12 protein-coding genes and 1 pseudogene are annotated in these 16,511 nt (G+C 69.2%); 7 read left to right on the forward strand and 6 right to left on the reverse strand.

The window, feature by feature from the left end; translation table 11 throughout:
* Positions 1-60: 60 nt before the first annotated feature.
* From FZ025_RS14320 to FZ025_RS14330, 3 genes are all read right to left on the reverse strand, one after another.
* Positions 61-801: a phosphoadenylyl-sulfate reductase gene (locus FZ025_RS14320; protein WP_046978557.1), complete on the reverse strand. Its 741-nt coding sequence runs from the start codon at positions 799-801 to the stop codon at positions 61-63.
* On the reverse strand, positions 798-2,519 hold the full coding sequence (gene cysI / locus FZ025_RS14325; RefSeq protein ID WP_104558257.1) for an assimilatory sulfite reductase (NADPH) hemoprotein subunit: 1,722 nt from the start codon (positions 2,517-2,519) through the stop codon (positions 798-800). Before cysI ends, FZ025_RS14320 begins: the two co-directional genes overlap by 4 nt.
* 117 nt (positions 2,520-2,636) lie before the next feature.
* Complete coding sequence (locus tag FZ025_RS14330; RefSeq protein ID WP_046977896.1) at positions 2,637-4,508, reverse strand: assimilatory sulfite reductase (NADPH) flavoprotein subunit; 1,872 nt, start codon at positions 4,506-4,508, stop codon at positions 2,637-2,639.
* A 204-nt stretch (positions 4,509-4,712) separates the two neighbouring features.
* Here FZ025_RS14330 and cysD point away from each other — a divergent pair, with 204 nt between their 5' ends.
* Positions 4,713-5,621: a sulfate adenylyltransferase subunit CysD gene (gene cysD / locus FZ025_RS14335; RefSeq protein ID WP_208803662.1), complete on the forward strand. Its 909-nt coding sequence runs from the start codon at positions 4,713-4,715 to the stop codon at positions 5,619-5,621.
* A complete protein-coding gene (gene cysN, locus FZ025_RS14340) occupies positions 5,621-7,621 on the forward strand; it encodes a sulfate adenylyltransferase subunit CysN (protein WP_046977898.1) in 2,001 nt (666 codons plus the stop codon). Before cysD ends, cysN begins: the two co-directional genes overlap by 1 nt.
* Positions 7,622-7,728: 107 nt before the next feature.
* Here the strand turns inward: cysN and FZ025_RS14345 are convergent, their stop codons facing one another.
* Both FZ025_RS14345 and FZ025_RS14350 read right to left on the reverse strand, forming a co-directional pair.
* Complete coding sequence (locus tag FZ025_RS14345; protein WP_046977899.1) at positions 7,729-8,850, reverse strand: glycosyltransferase family 4 protein; 1,122 nt, start codon at positions 8,848-8,850, stop codon at positions 7,729-7,731.
* Positions 8,847-9,593, reverse strand: a complete 747-nt coding sequence (locus tag FZ025_RS14350; protein WP_104558259.1) for a polysaccharide deacetylase family protein — start codon at positions 9,591-9,593, stop codon at positions 8,847-8,849. Before FZ025_RS14350 ends, FZ025_RS14345 begins: the two co-directional genes overlap by 4 nt.
* Positions 9,594-9,807: 214 nt before the next feature.
* Between FZ025_RS14350 and FZ025_RS14355 the strand changes: the two genes are divergently transcribed.
* The 3 genes from FZ025_RS14355 (at position 9,808) to FZ025_RS14365 (ending at position 13,747) form a co-directional block, all read left to right on the forward strand.
* Positions 9,808-10,362: a GNAT family N-acetyltransferase gene (locus FZ025_RS14355; RefSeq protein WP_046977901.1), complete on the forward strand. Its 555-nt coding sequence runs from the start codon at positions 9,808-9,810 to the stop codon at positions 10,360-10,362.
* A gap of 576 nt (positions 10,363-10,938) precedes the next feature.
* Positions 10,939-11,778 carry a C1 family peptidase gene (locus FZ025_RS14360; protein WP_046977902.1) on the forward strand — a complete coding sequence of 280 codons (840 nt, stop codon included), beginning with the start codon at positions 10,939-10,941 and terminating at the stop codon, positions 11,776-11,778.
* 508 nt (positions 11,779-12,286) lie between these two features.
* Entirely contained in the window at positions 12,287-13,747 is a 1,461-nt protein-coding gene (locus tag FZ025_RS14365; protein WP_386269848.1) for an alanine/glycine:cation symporter family protein, read from the forward strand.
* Between the two features lie 94 nt (positions 13,748-13,841).
* On the opposite strand, the gene FZ025_RS14370 is transcribed toward FZ025_RS14365, so the two are convergent.
* Positions 13,842-14,831, reverse strand: a complete 990-nt coding sequence (locus tag FZ025_RS14370) for a hypothetical protein (RefSeq protein WP_104558260.1) — start codon at positions 14,829-14,831, stop codon at positions 13,842-13,844.
* 658 nt (positions 14,832-15,489) lie between these two features.
* Between FZ025_RS14370 and FZ025_RS14375 the strand changes: the two genes are divergently transcribed.
* Both FZ025_RS14375 and FZ025_RS22940 read left to right on the forward strand, forming a co-directional pair.
* Positions 15,490-16,329, forward strand: a complete 840-nt coding sequence (locus FZ025_RS14375) for a TrmH family RNA methyltransferase (protein WP_046977952.1) — start codon at positions 15,490-15,492, stop codon at positions 16,327-16,329.
* Positions 16,330-16,354: 25 nt separating this feature from the next.
* Positions 16,355-16,420, forward strand: a pseudogene (locus FZ025_RS22940) (hypothetical protein); the annotation flags it as partial.
* Positions 16,421-16,511: the final 91 nt, after the last annotated feature.

Raw genomic sequence — 16,511 nt, forward strand, 5'->3', positions numbered from 1 at the left:
CGACTGAAGTCCCACAAGGAGCGTGCGATGGCCTGCTGAGGCCTGTGCGCGGGCCGCGCCTCAGACGTCCTCGTGGATCCCGCACTCGCGCTTGAGGCCGAAGAAGCGGGTGTCTTCCTCGCGCATGCCCGGTTCCCAGCGGCGGGTGGTGTGGAAGTCGCCGATCGACACATAGCCTTCTTCCCACAGCGGGTGGTAGGGCAGGCCGTGCTGCTGCATGTATTGCCACAGGTCGCGGTCGCTCCAGTCGGCGATCGGGCTGACCTTGTAGCGCTCGCCGCGCTTCTGCACGAACGGGGTCTGCGCGCGGCTGTCGGACTGGCTGCGGCGCAGGCCGGTGAACCAGGTGCCGACCTTCAGTTCGTCCAGCGCGCGGCGCATGGGCTCGACCTTGCGCAGGCTGTTGTACTGCTCGATGCCGACCATGCCCTGTTCCCACAGGCGGCCGTGGCGCGCTTCCATCCAGGCGCGGCTGACCAGCGGCCGGTAGACCTTGAGGTTGAGCTTGAGCCGGTCGGTGAGTGCGTCGGCGAAGCGGTAGGTCTCGGTGAACAGGTAGCCGGTGTCGATCAGGATCACCGGGATGTCCGGCAACTGCTGGGTCAGCAGGTGCAGCGTCGCCGCCGATTGCGCGCCGAAGCTGGACGATAGCGCGGCCTCGGCCGGACCATGCGCGAGCGCCCAGGCCACGCGCTGCGGTGCGCTCATCGGCGCCAGCAGCGCGTTGACCGCGTCGAGGTCCCAGGCCGTCGCCGGCGTGTTGGCGGAGTCTTGTTGGGCGGAAGCGGGCAGGGCGCTCATGGGTGCAGTTCCGAAGGAATGAGATGGCGGTGGGTGGGGTAGGCGGGCAGGTCGACCAGGCCGCTGCGGTGCAGGAAATCGCCGAAGCCTTCGTCGTGCGCGCGTTCGCCGGCATAGCGCGCGAACAGCGGGTCGAGCGCGTCGAGGATTTCCGGTTCGGTGATGTTTTCCCGATACAGCGTGTTGAGACGCTGGCCGCGGTGGTCGGCGCCGAGCATCAGGTTGTAGCGGCCGGGGGCCTTGCCGACCAGGGCGATCTCGGCCAGGTACGGCCGCGAGCAGCCGTTCGGGCAGCCGGAGATGCGCAGCAGGATCGGCGCCTCGCGTAGCCCGTGCCGGTCGAGCAGCGGTTCCAGCTTGTCGGAGAACTCCGGCAGGTAGCGTTCGGCCTCGGCCATCGCCAGGCCGCAGGTCGGCAGCGCCACGCAGGCCATCGCTGCACGCGCCAGCGCAGTGCGCGCCTGGTTGCCGGTGTCCAGCGCGTGCGCGCGCACCAGGGTGTCGATCGCTTCGCGCTGGGTGGCGGGAATGCCGGCGACGACCAGGTTCTGGTTCGAGGTCATGCGCAAGTGCGCGCCTTCGCCATCGCGCTGCAGGTGCTGGGCGATCTCGCGCAGCCCGCTGAGGTGCGGCGCGCCGCCGGCGTGGTCGGCGATGCGCCCGGCCGGCAGCGACAGGGTCAGGTGCCAGCGGCCGTCCTCGCCTTCGCTCCAGCCGTAGCGGTCGCCATTGTGCTCGAACGCGAACGCGCGGGTCGGCTGCAGCGCGATGCCGGCGCGGCGCTGGATCTCGGCGACGATGACGTCCACGCCATGGTCGTCGATGGTGTACTTGAAGCGCGCGCGCTTGCGCACCTCGCGGTTGCCGAGATCGCGCTGGGTGGTGACCACCGCGGTGGCGACGTCGAGCAGGTGCCCGCGTTCGATGAAGCCGATCACGTTGGCCACGCGCGGGTAGGTTTCGGCGTCGCCGTGGGTGCTGCCCATGCCGCCGCCGATGCTGACGTTGTAGCCGGCCAGTGCGCCGTCGGCGCCGAGCACGCCGATGAAGCCGAGGTCGTTGGCGAACACGTCCACGTCGTTGACCGGCGGCAGTGCGAAACCGATCTTGAACTTGCGCGGCAGGTAGGTGTCGCCGTAGATCGGTTCGTTTTCCTGGCCGCTGCCCGCCACGCGCTCCTCGTCCAGCCAGATCTCGTAGTAGGCGCGGGTATTGGGCAGCAGGTGCTCGGACACGCGCGCGGCATCGGCGTACAGCGTGGCGTGCGCGCGCGAGGCCAGCGGGTTGGCCGCGACCTGCACGTTGCGGTTGACGTCGCCGCAGGCGGCCAGGGTGTCGATCAGCGCGGCGTTGATCGCCTGCATCGTGGCCTTCAGCTCGCGCTTGATCACGCCATGGAACTGGAACGCCTGGCGGGTGGTGACGCGCAGCGAGTGGTTGCCGTAGGTGGTGGCGATGGCGTCGAGCTTGAGCCACTGCTCCGGTGTGATCACCCCGCCCGGCGTGCGCGTGCGGATCATGAACTGGTAGGCCGGCTCGAGCTTCTGCCGGCGGCGCTCGTCGCGCAGGTCGCGGTCGTCCTGCTGGTAGCTGCCGTGGTACTTGATCAGGGTCTGATCGTCCTCGCGCAGCGCGCCGGTGACCGGATCGGCCAGGCTCTGCAGCAGCGACCCACGCAGGCGGCGGCTTTCGGCCTTGATGTCTTCGACGTTGCTCATCGGGGCGGGAATCGGGAATAGGGAGTGGAGAATGGCAAGTGCGGCTGTATCGGGCTACGGAAATCGTGTCGGAGCCGGCTGTTGCCATTCCCGATTCCCGTTTCCCGATTCCCGGCTTCAATACACATCGCGCGCATACCGCCCCTCCCGCTGCAGCGCCGTGAGGTAGGCGGCCGCGTCCTCGGCGCTGCGCGCGCCGTGCTCGACCACGATCTGCTGCAGCGTGGCGTGCACGTCCTTGCCCATGCCGATCGCGCCGCACACGTACAGGTGCGCGCCGTTCTGCAGCCAGTCGTAGACCTCGCGGCCATGCTCGCGCAGGCGCTGCTGCACGTAGACCTTGTGCGGGAGGTTGCCGTCGCGCAGCGGCTGCAGGTCGCGCGAGAACGCCAGCTCCAGCCGCTGCAGCTCGCCGCTGCGCAGCGCCTGCTGCCACTCGGCCTGGTACAGGAAATCCTGGTTGAAGTGGCGGGCGCCGAAGAACAGCCAGTTGCGGCCGCTGGCGCCGCTTTCGGCGCGTTCCTGGACGAAGCCGCGGAACGGCGCCACGCCGGTGCCGGGGCCGATCATCAGGATGTCGCGGCTGGCGTCGGCCGGGACCCGGAAACGCTCATTGGGTTCGATGTAGACCGGGGCGCTGTCGCCTTCGGCCAGGGCCGCCAGATAGCCGCTGGCCGCGCCGCCATGGGCGTGGCCGTGCGCCTGGTAGGCCAGCACGTCGACGGTGAGGTGGACTTCGTCGCCAACCCGCTTGCGGCTGGAGGCGATCGAATACAGGCGCGGGGCCAGGGGCCGCAGCGCGTCCAGCAGCGCGCTGTGGTCCCAATCCGCCGGCCAGCGTCGCAGCACGTCGATCACCTGGTGATCGGCCAGCAACGCCGCCAGACCGGCGGTCTGGGTAGGGTCGAGCAGCTGGTCCAGCGCCACGGCGGCTGCGCGGCGGGCGACCGCGGCCAGGAACGGCCGCGATGCCCGGGTCAGTTCGCGATGCGTGGCGAGCCACTCGTGCAGGGGTAGAGTGTCCGCACCGACGGTGACGTGCGCATGACCGTCCAGTCGCGTCGCCGTCAACACCGCCTCGACCAGCGCCGGCGGGTTGCGGTGGCGGATGCCCAGCGCGTCGCCCGGCTCGTAGTGCAGGCCGCTGCCGGCCAGCGACAGCTCCAGATGGCGCACGTCCTTGTCGGCCTGGCCATGCGCCGCGTAGCGCGGACCCTTGAAGTCGCGGCCGCTGATGCGCTGGTTGGCCAGCACCTCGGCGGCGAACGGGCGCTCGTGGCTCCAGCCGGCCGCGGCGGCGCCGCGCAGCGGGGTCACCGTCGCCGACGGCACGGCGGGATTCTTCAGCAACTCGCGCGCCTGCGCCAGCACCTGCGTGCGCCACGGCGCCGCCACGGTGTCGATGTCCAGGTCGGCCTCGCCCAGCGGCAGCAGCCGCTGCGCGCCGAGTTCGGCCAGGCGCGCGTCGATGCGCCTGCCGATGCCGCAGAAGTCGGCGTAGCTGGAATCGCCCAGGCCGAGCACCGCGTATTTCAGTTCGGGCAGCTTCGGCGCGCGCCGGCCCTGCAGGAACTCGACCAGGCCGATCGCGTCGTCCGGCGGATCGCCTTCGCCCTGGGTGCTGATGACCACGTACAGCAGGCGTTCGCCGGCCAGTTCGCGGGTCGGGTAGGCATCGGCGCGCAGCAGGCGCACGCTCAGCCCGGCGGCCTCGGCCTCGGCGGCCAATTGTTCGGCGGCGCGGCGGGCATTGCCGGTCTGGCTGCCGTAGACCACGCTCAGCCGTTGCGGACTGTGGCTGGCCGCGGCGCCGCCGGGCAGCACCGCCAGCGACGGCGGTGCATGGCCCTGGCCCTGGGCCAGGCCGGCGGCATAGCCGGACAGCCACCACAGGCTGGCCGCATCCAGCCCCTCCACCGTCCGCGCCAGCAGCGCCTTGCGCTCGTCGGGCAAGGGGCTGGGCGGCAACGCGGGCGAGGCGGCGGTCATGACCGGTCCGGGTGGGAAGTAAGGGATGATCGATGTTAGGGATTCGTTGCGCGGCATAGAAAGGAGCAGGGGTTATCGGCTTATGCCCCCCGCTTATTTCAGTGCCTGCCAGGCGCATCACACACTGCCAGCCCCGGTCGTCCCAGGCCGCGGGCGCTGCTACCCTCGGCATCCCCCTTTCCAATGAGCCTTGCGTTGTCCCCGATGCGTTCTTCCGCCCTGTCCCACCTCGACCGGCTCGAGGCCGAAAGCATCCACATCCTGCGCGAGGTGGCCGCCGAGTTCCGCAATCCGGTGCTGCTGTATTCGGTGGGCAAGGACAGCTCGGTGCTGCTGCACCTGTTGCTGAAGGCGTTCGCGCCGGCGCCGCCGCCGATCCCGCTGCTGCACGTGGACACGCGCTGGAAGTTCCGCGAAATGATCGCCTTCCGCGACCGCCGCGCCGCCGAAACCGGGGTGGACCTGCGCGTGCACATCAATCCCGACGGCATCGCCCAGGACATCGGCCCGTTCACGCACGGCGCCACCGTGCATACCGACGTGATGAAGACCCAGGGCCTGAAGCAGGCGCTGGATCAGGGCAAATTCGACGCGGCGATCGGCGGCGCGCGCCGCGACGAGGAGAAGGCGCGGGCCAAGGAGCGGGTATTTTCGTTCCGCAACGACAAGCATCGCTGGGACCCGAAGAACCAGCGCCCCGAGCTGTGGAACCTCTATAACGCCCGGGTCCATGCCGGCGAGAGCGTGCGCGTGTTCCCGTTGTCCAACTGGACCGAGCTGGACATCTGGCTGTACATCTACCGCGAGTCGATTCCGGTGGTGCCGCTGTATTTCGCCGCCGAACGCCCGGTGGTGGAGCGCGACGGCGCGCTGATCCTGGTGGACGACGCGCGGCTGCCGCTGCGCGACGGCGAAGTGCCGCAGTTGCGGCAGGTGCGCTTCCGCACCCTGGGCTGCTATCCGCTGACCGGCGCGATCGAGTCGCAGGCCGATACGCTGGAAAAGATCATCGCCGAGATGCTGCTGGCCACCACCTCGGAGCGGCAGGGGCGGGTGATCGACCAGGATCCGGGCGCGTCGATGGAGAAGAAGAAGCTGGAGGGGTATTTCTGATGGGCCGGGAATGGGGAATAGGGAATCGGGAATCGCAAGTGCAAAAGCAAGAAGCATCGCAGCCACCGGATGAGTCGTGGGAGACCGCTGTTTCCATTCCCCATTCCCCATTCCCCATTCCCGGCGATGGCGGCGACGCCGTGGCCGCCTACCTGCAGCAGCACGAACACAAGCCGCTGCTGCGCTTCATCACCTGCGGCAGCGTCGACGACGGCAAGAGCACCTTGATCGGGCGCCTGCTGTACGACAGCAAGCGCCTGTTCGACGACCAGCTCGCCGCGCTCAGCGCCGACAGCAAGCGCCACGGCACCCGCGGCGGCGAGATCGACTACGCGCTGCTGCTCGACGGCCTGGCCGCCGAGCGCGAGCAGGGCATCACCATCGATGTGGCTTACCGCTACTTCGATACGGACCAGCGCAAGTTCATCGTCGCCGACTGCCCCGGCCACGAGCAGTACACCCGCAACATGGCCACCGGCGCGTCCAGCGCCGACGTGGCGGTGGTGCTGGTGGATGCGCGCAAGGGCCTGCTGACCCAGACCCGTCGGCACAGCTACATCGTCGCCCTGCTCGGCATCCGCCACGTGGTGCTGGCGGTGAACAAGATGGACCTGGTCGATTTCGACCAGGCCACCTTCGATGCGATCGCCGCCAGCTACGCGGCGCTGGCCGCGCAGCTGGGCATCGCCCAGGTGCAGTGCATCCCGCTGTCGGCGCTGGACGGCGACAACCTGTCGCAGCGTTCCGCACGCACGCCCTGGTACGACGGCCCGGCATTGCTCGAACACCTGGAGCGCCTGGACCTGGCCGCGCGCGATGCCGACAGCGGCCTGCGCCTGCCGGTGCAGTGGGTCAACCGCCCGAACCAGCAGTTCCGCGGTTTCGCCGGCACGCTCGCGGCCGGCCAGGTGCGACCGGGCGATGCGGTGGTGGTGCTGCCGTCGGCGCGCCGCTCCAGCGTGGCGCGGGTGCTCGACGGCAACGGCGATGTGGACCAGGCGGTGGCCGGGCAGGCGGTGACGCTGACCCTGGCCGATGAGATCGACATCAGCCGCGGCGACGTGATCGCCGCCGCCGCCGACCCGCCGGAAGTGGCCGACCAGTTCGCCGCGCATGTGCTGTGGATGGACGATGCCGCGCTGCTGCCGGGGCGTCCGTACTGGCTGAAGATCGGCACCCGCACAGTGTCGGCCAGCGTCAGCGAGATCAAGCACCGCATCGACGTGAACACGCAGGAGCGGCTGGCCGCCAAGCGCCTGGAATTGAACGAGGTCGGCTACTGCAACCTGTCGCTGGACGAGTCGATCGTCTTCGAGCCATACGCGCGCAACCGCGCGCTCGGCGGCTTCATCCTGATCGACCGGCAGAGCAACGCCACCGTCGCCGCCGGCACGCTGGATTTCGCGCTGCGCCGCGCCGGCAACGTGCACTGGCAGCACCTGGAGGTGGATCGCGCCGCACGCGCGCGGATCAAGGGCCAGACGCCGAAGGTGCTGTGGTTCACCGGCCTGTCCGGCGCCGGCAAGTCCACCGTCGCCAATTTGGTCGACAAGCGCCTGCATGCGCTCGGCTATCACACCTTCATCCTCGACGGCGACAACGTGCGCCACGGGCTGAATCGCGATCTGGGCTTCACCGACGAGGACCGGGTGGAGAACATCCGCCGCGTCGCCGAGGTGGCGCGGCTGATGGCCGACGCCGGGCTGATCGTGCTGGTCAGCTTCATCTCCCCGTTCCGTGCCGAACGGCGGATGGCGCGCGAGCGCTTCGCCGCGGGCGACTTCGTCGAGGTGTTCGTCGACGTGCCGCTGCACGTGGCCGAAGCGCGCGACGTGAAGGGGCTGTACGCCAAGGCCCGCGCCGGGCAGATCCCCAACTTCACCGGCATCGATTCACCGTACGAGGCGCCGGAGCAGCCGGAGCTGCACCTGCGCGCCGACGGCGACAACGCCGAGGTGCTGGCGGCGCAGGTGCTGACGTTGCTGGATCTGCAGGGCTGATCGCAGCGGCCCGGCAGGGCTGCCGGGTCGCTGCCGTTCCCGGCGTTGGTGTTCGCTTCGTCGTTTCCGCGCTTTGAAGCGGGCGCAGCAGGCACCGGCGGCTGGTTTCAGTGCGCGTCGGGCTGCGTCTGCGTCAGCCGCTGCGGCGCGCGCCGCGGCGCCTGCAGCAGTTGCACGAACTGCGCGGCGATCACCGCGCCGGCGAAGTGGCGCTGCACGAACTGGCGGCCGGCCTGGCCCATGCGCTGGCGGCGCTGCGCATCGCACAGGCGCAGGATCGCATCGCGCCAGGCCGCCACGTCGCCGGGCTGCAGCAGTTCGCCGCTGACGTCCGCATCCAGCGTCTCCGCCACGCCGCCGACGCGGCTGGCGAGTACCGGCACTTCGCTGGCCTGCGCTTCCACCGAGACCCGGCCGAAGGTTTCCGGCGCCAGCGAGGGAAAGGCCAGCATCGACATCGCGTTGTAGTACGGCGTGGTGTCGTTGACCCAGCCGACGAAGCGGTGCCGTCCGGCACTGGCCTGGGCGCCGGCCTGCGCGTGCAGGCGCGCCGCATCCGGGCCATCGCCCAGCCACAGGCAATGCAACGCCGGTTCGCTCGCCATCGCCGCGGACACCGCTTCCAGCAGCGGGAAGATGCCCTTGCCGCGCTGCAGGCGGCCGCTGTAGCCGACCACGATCGCATCCTCGGGCAGGCCGAGCAGGGCGCGCATCTCGCGCCCGCGCCGCGGATCCGCACGCAGGCGCTCCATGTTCACCGGGTTGTAAAGCACCTGCACCAGCGCCTCGGGCACGCCGCGGTCCAGGTAGGCCTGCCGCGCATAGCGCGACACGGCGAAGAAGCGCGAGGCCAGGCGCGGGATCGCATAGCCGGAACACGCGCGCATCGCCGGCGCGCGGTGCCGGAACAGCGCCACGCGGATGCCGAGCGCGCGGCCGGCCAGCAGCAGCGGCCAGTATTCCTTGCCGAAATTGCCGACCAGCCAATCCGGCTGCAGGCGCCGCGCCAGGCGCAGCAGCGGCGCGTAGCCGGCCGGATCCAGCGCGTTGCGGAAATGGCCGAAGTGCACGCCGATGCCGCTGCGGCCGAGTTCCTCGGCGATCAGCCCGCCTGTGCAGGCGATCGCCTCGACGCGATGGCCGGCGCCGGTCAGGGCCTGCGCCAGCGCCACGAAGTGCGTCGCCGCGCCGGTGTTCTCCGGATTGGTGCCGACGAACAGGAACTTCATGCGCGCCGATCCTCGTAGCCGGTCAGCGCGCGCAGCGCGAACTGCGGCAGCAGGTGGTGCCGCGCCACCTGGATGCGCGGATAGCGCCAGGGATCGGACCCGGGCACGGCGCGGCCGCGGCGGGTGGTGGTCGCGGCGACATAACCGGCCTCGCGCACCGCCGCGGCCACGCGCGCGTCCACGTCGCCGTACGGGTAGCAGAACTGGGTGACCGGTGCGCCGAGCCGATCTTCCAGTTCGCGCCTGCAGCCGCCGATCTGCTCGCGCAGATCGGCATCGCTGCACGCGGTCAGGCGTGGATGCGAGCGCGTGTGCGCGCCGATCTCCATGCCGCCGCTGCGCCATTGGCGCAGCTCGGCCAGACTCATCAGCGGCTTTTCGATACCGAGTTTCTGCGCGTCCCAGGTGTTGTGGCGGCCGATGCTGCCGCTGACCGCGTACACGGTGGCGCTGAAGCCCAGGCCTTGCAACACCGGCAGCGCCGCATGCAGGTTGTCGAGGTAGCCGTCGTCCAGGGTCACCACGGCGACCCGGCCGTGGCGTTCGCCGCGCAGGTAGGGCATGGCGTCGGACATCGACACGCCGCGGTAGCCCAGCCGCCGCAGCAGGCGCATCTGCCGCGCGAAGCGCGCCGGCGCGACGTACAGACTGCGGTACACCTGCAACTGCCGCGGCGCCTGCGCGATGTTGTGGTACATGAAGATCGGAATACGTGCCGCAGCGGCGGAGGTCGCGGAATGCATCGGGACGGCTCGGGACGGTTGCGGAGGAGGGAGGGCGCGCTGCATTAGCGCGTGCAAACCTTTCGCCGGCCTGTCGTGTGCGCTGGCGCCACGGCGGATGTCGCGGCGGCCATGTGCCGCCGCGCTTCTCCGCGGCGCGCGCATGCATCGGGCGGCGCTGCGCGTGCGCGCCGCCGCGGTTATGCTCGGTTGCCCGCCTGCAGGAGCACGGCCGATGCCCGATGACCCCAGCGCCACGGCATGGCGCGATCTGCGCCTGAGCATCGACGGGATGCAGCTGCGCCGTTGGCGCGGCGACGATCTGGATGCGCTGCTGCGCCATGCCGACGATGCGCAAGTGGTGCGGGGCCTCAGCGAGCGCTTCCCGCATCCGTATACGCGTGCCGACGGCGAGGCGTTCCTGAGCGGGCGGGTGGTCGATCTAGACCATCCGCTGCTGGCGATCGAGATCGATGGCGAGGCCTGTGGCAGCATCGCCGTGCGTCCCGGGCGCGGCGAGCGCACGCATGTCGCCGAACTGGGCTATTGGCTGGGGCGCCGGCACTGGGGCCAGGGCCGCATGACCCGGATCGTCGCCACGTATCTGGACTGGGCGGTTCCCGCGCTCGGGCTGTTGCGTATCGAGACCAGCGTGCTGGACAGCAATCCGGCCTCGGCGCGGGTGCTGGAGAAGAATGGCTTCGTGCGCGAAGGCATCCGCCGCGGCGCGCTGCGCAAGCATGGGCGCCTGCACGACCTGCACCTGTTCGGCCGCATACAGGCGCCTTAGTGCGGCGCGCCGTACCGCCGCCGGCGATGATGGACGCGTGGATGCGGGTTTTCCGGCACGCTATGCGGCTGGCGAGGGCGCATGGTCGTGGCCACGGGTGCCAGAGGCATCTAGGGTCGGCGCGCGTCGCCCGCGTGACGCGGAGGCTTCTGTGGCGGGCGATCGCATGCGGACAGTTCGCCGGTGCGCCTGCCGAGATGCTGGGATTGCCACTTGCGCCCGTCGCGTGCCGGTTCAGTGCTGTCCGTTGTTGTGGTGTCGCGCGACTTCAAGCGAGCACGGCGGTTGCCGCCTGCGGCGAGCGCGGCCGTGGCATTTGTCTACGGTTTGTTTCGCATAGGCGTGACGCCAGTTGCGAAGTTGTCGTGACGACATCTCGATTTGCGGAAGTTGTGCTGAATTATCGCGTTTCAACGCGTATTCGGCCAATCCTTCCTTTCGCGCTTCCGCCACGCTTCGCGGCGCCGGCCATGTGCGCCGCTCGGCGACGAGGACATGCATGGCCGTTGCGATCGCCACACCTCATCTGGCAGCCGCCGGTTGTCGAAACAATGACTTTTCAACGGAGAGAACATAATGAAGAACACACGCCTGATTTGGTCCGGCCTCATCTGCCTCGCGGGCTTGTCTTGCGCGGGCCTGGCGATGGCCGACAACGCGCGGCACGGCATGGGCGCAATGTTGCCGAAGCTGCGGCAGCCGGTGACCATGCCCGAGGTGAGCGCCGCGAACATCGCGTCGGCACCGCCGAGCAGCGTCGACCTGAGCCGCTGGGCGGTGGCGATCGGGGATCAGGGAGCTGTCAACTCATGCGTGGGGTGGACCGTCGCCCATGACCTCGCCGGTTGGTATGCCAATTTCAATGGGAAAAGCGTCAACCTGTTCGCCCCGATGTACGTCTATTCCCAGATAAACGGCGGCGTCGACGAGGGGGCTGATCCGATGGACGCGTTTCGTCTCTCGATCAAGCAGGGGATCGATACCGAGCAGGACTATTTCCAGGGCAACTACGATTGGAAAGATCTGCCTACCGACGCCGAGCGCGCGAATGCGGCAAGATTCAAGCCGCAGTTGTTCAAGGACTATACCGTGCTGTTCTCCGACGGCAACGCCAACGGCGGCAGTGCGCTCAGCAACGCGCTGAAGGTGGCGCTGGCGAATCATCAGCCGGTCGCGATCAGCTTTGCGGTGCGTCCTGGATTCGACAATATGTCCCCCAGCAACCCGGTCGATAGAGACAACAGCGGCAAGATCCAGGGCTATCATGAAGTTCTCGCGGTCGGCTACAACGCCGATGGATTGCTCATCCAGAACCACTGGGGCACCCAGTGGGGCAACAAGGGCTACGGCATCCTCGCCTGGAGCGTGGTGGAGCACGATGTCGGTCAGGCAATCGTCGCCACAGCGAATCATTGAAGTGAATGCCACGGCTGGTGCATTGCGCACCGGAGCAACGTGCTGAGTACACGCTGTACATGCTGGATGCGGAAGGATCGGCGCAGGCACGATCCTTCCGTCCGGTCGGTCATGCCGGAGCCGTGATCGGGGGCAGTCCTGCGCTGTCTCGCGCGGAAGACTCATGCTGGTTCGGTGAGCGTTCGTGCGGCGGTTTGCCGCGAGCACGATTCCGATCCCGTCTCGCCGCGCATGCGCATGCGGCCGGATCGCGCGAGCTGGTTGAGCGCCAGGCACCCTTCGGACGCACGAGGACGCGACGGCGGCCTGCGCGCAGCTCGTGCTAGCACGGTGGCGCCCGCTCGCCGCGTGCACCTCTGGAGCGAGATGCGTTTCGCAGTCAGCGCCGATTCATGCACAATCGAGGCAGCCCCCGTTCGCGGGGCGACCTTCTAGCGCCTCGGGGAACTGCGTGGAATCGATCATCACGGCATTGAACGGCTTGATCTGGAGCAAGGCGCTGATCTTCATGTGCCTGGCGGCCGGCCTGTACTTCACCCTCCGCACCCGCTTCATGCAGGTGCGCGGCTTCGTCGAGATGCTGCGGCTGACCATCGGCGGGCAGAAATCCGATGCCGGCGTGTCCTCGTTCCAGGCGCTGGCGATGTCGATGGCGGGGCGCATCGGCATCGGCAACATCGCCGGCGTGGCCACCGCCATCGCCTTCGGCGGGCCGGGCGCGATCTTCTGGATGTGGGTGATGGGCTTCTTCGGCGCCGCCACCTCGTACATCGAATCGACCCTGGCGCAGATCTACAAGGTCAAGGACGCCGACGGGCGCTACCGCGGCGGCCCGGCGTACTACATCGAAAAGGCGATGGGGCTGAAGTGGTACGCGCTGCTGTTCGCGTTCGCCACCATCGTCGCCACCGGCTTCCTGATGCCCGGCGTGCAGGCCAATGCGATCGCCGACAGCGTGGTCAACGCCTGCCGCGGCGGCCCGCTGTGCGGCCCGCTCGACGGGGTGTGGCTGGGGCTGCCGGCGGTGCAGGCGCTGAAGCTGGGCATCGGCGCGAGCGTGGCGCTGCTGCTGGCGGTGATCATCTTCGGCGGGGTCAGGCGCATCGCCACCTTCGCCGAGATCGTGGTGCCGTTCATGGCGCTGGGCTACATCCTGATGGCGGTGGTGGTGATGGTGCTCAACGCCGAGCGGGTGCCGGAGATGTTCTCGATCATCTTCCGCAGCGCGTTCGGCGCGCACGCCGCGTTCGGCGCGCTGCTGGGACTGGCGGTGGAGTGGGGGGTCAAGCGCGGCATCTACGCCAACGAAGCCGGGCAGGGCACCGGCCCGCATGCGGCGGCCGCCGCCGAGGTCTCGCATCCGGCCAAGCAGGGTTACGTGCAGGCCTTCGCGATCTACTTCGACACGATGATGGTGTGCACCGCGACCGCGTTCCTGATCCTGGCCACCGGCAAGTACAACGTGTATGCGCCGGACGGCGGCGAACACCTGTTCGCCGGCCTGCGCGGCGTGCAGGAAGGCCCGGGCTACGCGCAGGCCGCGGTGGACGCGATCCTGCCCGGCTGGGGCGCCGGCTTCGTGGCGCTGGCGCTGTTCTTCTTCGCCTTCACCACGATCATGGCCTATTACTACATGGCCGAGACCAACCTCAGCTACATCAACGGCAACCGCCGCCGTCCGTTCAGCGTGCTGGTGCTTCGGCTGGGCATCCTCGGCATGGTGGTGTTCGGCGCGTTCCACGACGCCAAGCTGGCGTGGTCGCTGGGCGACATCGGCGTGGGCCTGATGGCCTGGCTCAACATCATCGCCATCCTGATCCTGCAGAAGCCGGCGCTGCTGGCGCTGCGCGACTACGAGCGGCAGAAGAAGGCCGGCCTGGATCCGGTATTCGATCCGCTGCCGCTGGGCATCAAGAACGCCGATCTGTGGCGCGAACGCCTGTTGCCGCCAGCGCCGCGCAGCGAATGATCGCCGCGCGCTCGCGCGTGCCGCGATGACGCGCTGCCGGCCTGCGGCCGGCAGCGGTGTCGCGCCCAAAGGGGCCGGACGCGCTCAGTAGGAATCAGTAGGAGATCGTCGCCGAGGTGGCGGTGGTGTCCACGGCGTAGTTGCATTGCGGGCTGATATCGGAGCTGTCGCTGATCGACTCCCATGGCGGCGACGTCACCCGGTTGAAGTTGCGGTCATAGACCGCGATGTCGCTGAAGGTGATCGTGCCGCTGCTCGGATACTGGTCGCAGCTGTCCACGGAATACACTTCCAGTGCGCCGCCCACCACCTGATCCGTATTGCCGTAAGGAACACTGGTCAGCCTGACGCTTTGTCCGCTGGTCACGTTGTGTGTATCGATGTTCCATTTGGAGCAGACGACGCCTGCGGCACACGTCGAGTAAGTGTCTCCCACGATCTGGTCGCCGGGTTTGGCGGAAATGGAATCGCTCAACCACACGGTGCCGTCCTTGCAGCAGTTCCAGCTGCTGAGGTCCCAACTGTTGTTGTAGCCGCGATAGCCCAGGACCGGTTGCAGGATGGTCTCGCCTACCAGGCCCGGGAAGAAGTAGACGGTCTGGTCGGCCGCATTGCTCGGGCTGGGCGGCACTTTCCAGCTGGCCACGATGCGCCCGATCGGCACGCCGGTGGTATAGCCGGACGCCTGGATCCACCCCGAGTCGATGGGCTTTTCGACCGATTGCCGGCGCGCGGCCGCGGGCACGGCAACGCTGCGCACCAATTGGCCTTCGACGCCGCGACCGTCCGGCCTTACCCTGATCCCGTCCGGGGTGAAATTGTCCTGCGTGCAAAGCAGCGGCTGCTCGCGCCGGCCATCGGCGCGCTGGATGCCGCCGTCGTCGAGGATCCGCTCGCCGTTGCCGAGGTGATGCACGCACTCCGGCGCAAAGGAGCCGAACGGGGTCATGACGTAGCTGCTCGGGACGCCTGCCGGCTTGTGTTCTGCGCGCAGGCTGCCGACCCGGGCGAGTCTGGCATCCGGCGCGCCATCCTGGGTCGCCGCCGATGCGGCGCCGGCCACACCGAGCAGGGTGAGTAGCATCAGTGCGGCGCTGGAACAACGACGCAGTGTCGATCGTGCGATACAGACAGAGGATCTCATTGGGATCGCCTTGTGGTGATGAGACAGGGAGGATTGCTGCGGGATCCCGCTCGGCTCGGTGCTGCAGCCTGCGTCCGCTTGTACCGGAGCAGTCGTCTTGGTTTCGAGGCGAGGGGGCCGGCACTGCGAAGCCGGGTGGTGCGGTCGTGGTTGTTGTCGATAACCACGTCCGTTGCCGTGCCGTGCCGTGCCGAGGCGACGATGAGCCACGCCGGAGCGAGGCGATTGTGAAAATTCGTCGCCTTTTGCGGTGAATTCGGCATGGCGCCCAGGAATGGCAAACGGTTTCACGGTCGCAATCGGATCGCTGTTCTCGTTCTCGGCGCGGTGGGTAGACAATCCATGCGCCGTCGCCGGACGCCGTCGCCATGGCGGGCGGAAATGCCGGTGCCGGCCGCGCCGACCGAGCGCAGGCGCGCAGGCGTTGCCGCGTGCACGACGGCAACCGCACCTGCAGTGCCGGGATGAGCGAAAATCGCCGGGTCGCGCCGGTACGGTGCGTCGCCATTGCGCTCCAGGAGAGCTTGCCCATGTGTCATGACCTTTCTTCCCCGTGCGTTGCCGCCGCCGCGTGCGCGGCACTGCCGAGCGTGCCGCGATGAACAATCCCTGGGGCAACCGTCCGCGCGGCCCGCGCCCGCCCGCGCCGCCCGAACGCTCCGCGCCCGTGCCGCGTGCGGCCGACGCCAATCGCGGCGAACTGCGCCTGTACGGACTCAACGCGGTGCGTGCGGTATACGCGCGCCGGCCCGAGGCGATCCGCAAGCTGTACCTGGCCGAGGCGCGGATTCCGGCGCTGCAGCCCCTGCTCAAGTGGTGCGCGGCCAATCGCATCGGCTACCGCGTGGTGGTGGAGGCCGATCTGAACAAGCTCGCGGCCAGCGCGCACCACGAGGGCGTGGTCGCCGACGTGGTGCGCGCCGAACCGTTGCCGCTGGCGGCGTGGCTGCAGATGCTGGCGCCGGGTCCGGCGCTGGCGTTGTGGCTGGACGGGGTCGGCAACCCGCACAACTTCGGTGCGATCCTGCGCTCGGCCGCGCATTTCGGCGCCGCCGCGATCCTGCTGCCGGACACGGCGACGCTGGCCCTGTCCGGTGCCGCCGCGCGCGTGGCCGAGGGCGGCGCCGAGGCGTTGCCGCTGGTGCGGCTGCCGCCGGCGGAGGCGGCGCTGGTGCAATTGCGTGCGGCCGGCTTCGCATTGGCGGCGACGCTGGTGGACGGCGGCGACGATGTGTTCGCCGCCGCGCTGCCGCCGCGCCTGGTCTACGTGATGGGCGCCGAGAGCGAGGGCATGGACCGCGCGTTCGCGCAGGCCTGCGAACTGCGCCTGTCGATCCCCGGCAGCGGCGCGGTGGAAAGCCTCAACGTCGCCGCCGCCACGGCGGTGCTGCTCGGCGCCTGGCGCAGCCGCGTCGCGGCGTCGGAGGCGACACGGTGAAGCCGGCGGCGCTGCCGGCGCTTCTGTGCCTGCTGCCGGGCGCCATGCCTCCGGCAACTGCGCCTTGCTCGACCAGATCGCGGCGCGGCGCTGGGTGCGCGACAACATCGCCCGCTTCGGCGGCGACCCGGCGCGCCGTTCTTGCGCGTGCATGGGGCAGGGAGAGCGGGAGGAAGTGAGCT

Origin of the sequence: Xanthomonas hyacinthi (assembly GCF_009769165.1) — a bacterium.
GTDB classification, from domain to species: domain Bacteria; phylum Pseudomonadota; class Gammaproteobacteria; order Xanthomonadales; family Xanthomonadaceae; genus Xanthomonas_A; species Xanthomonas_A hyacinthi.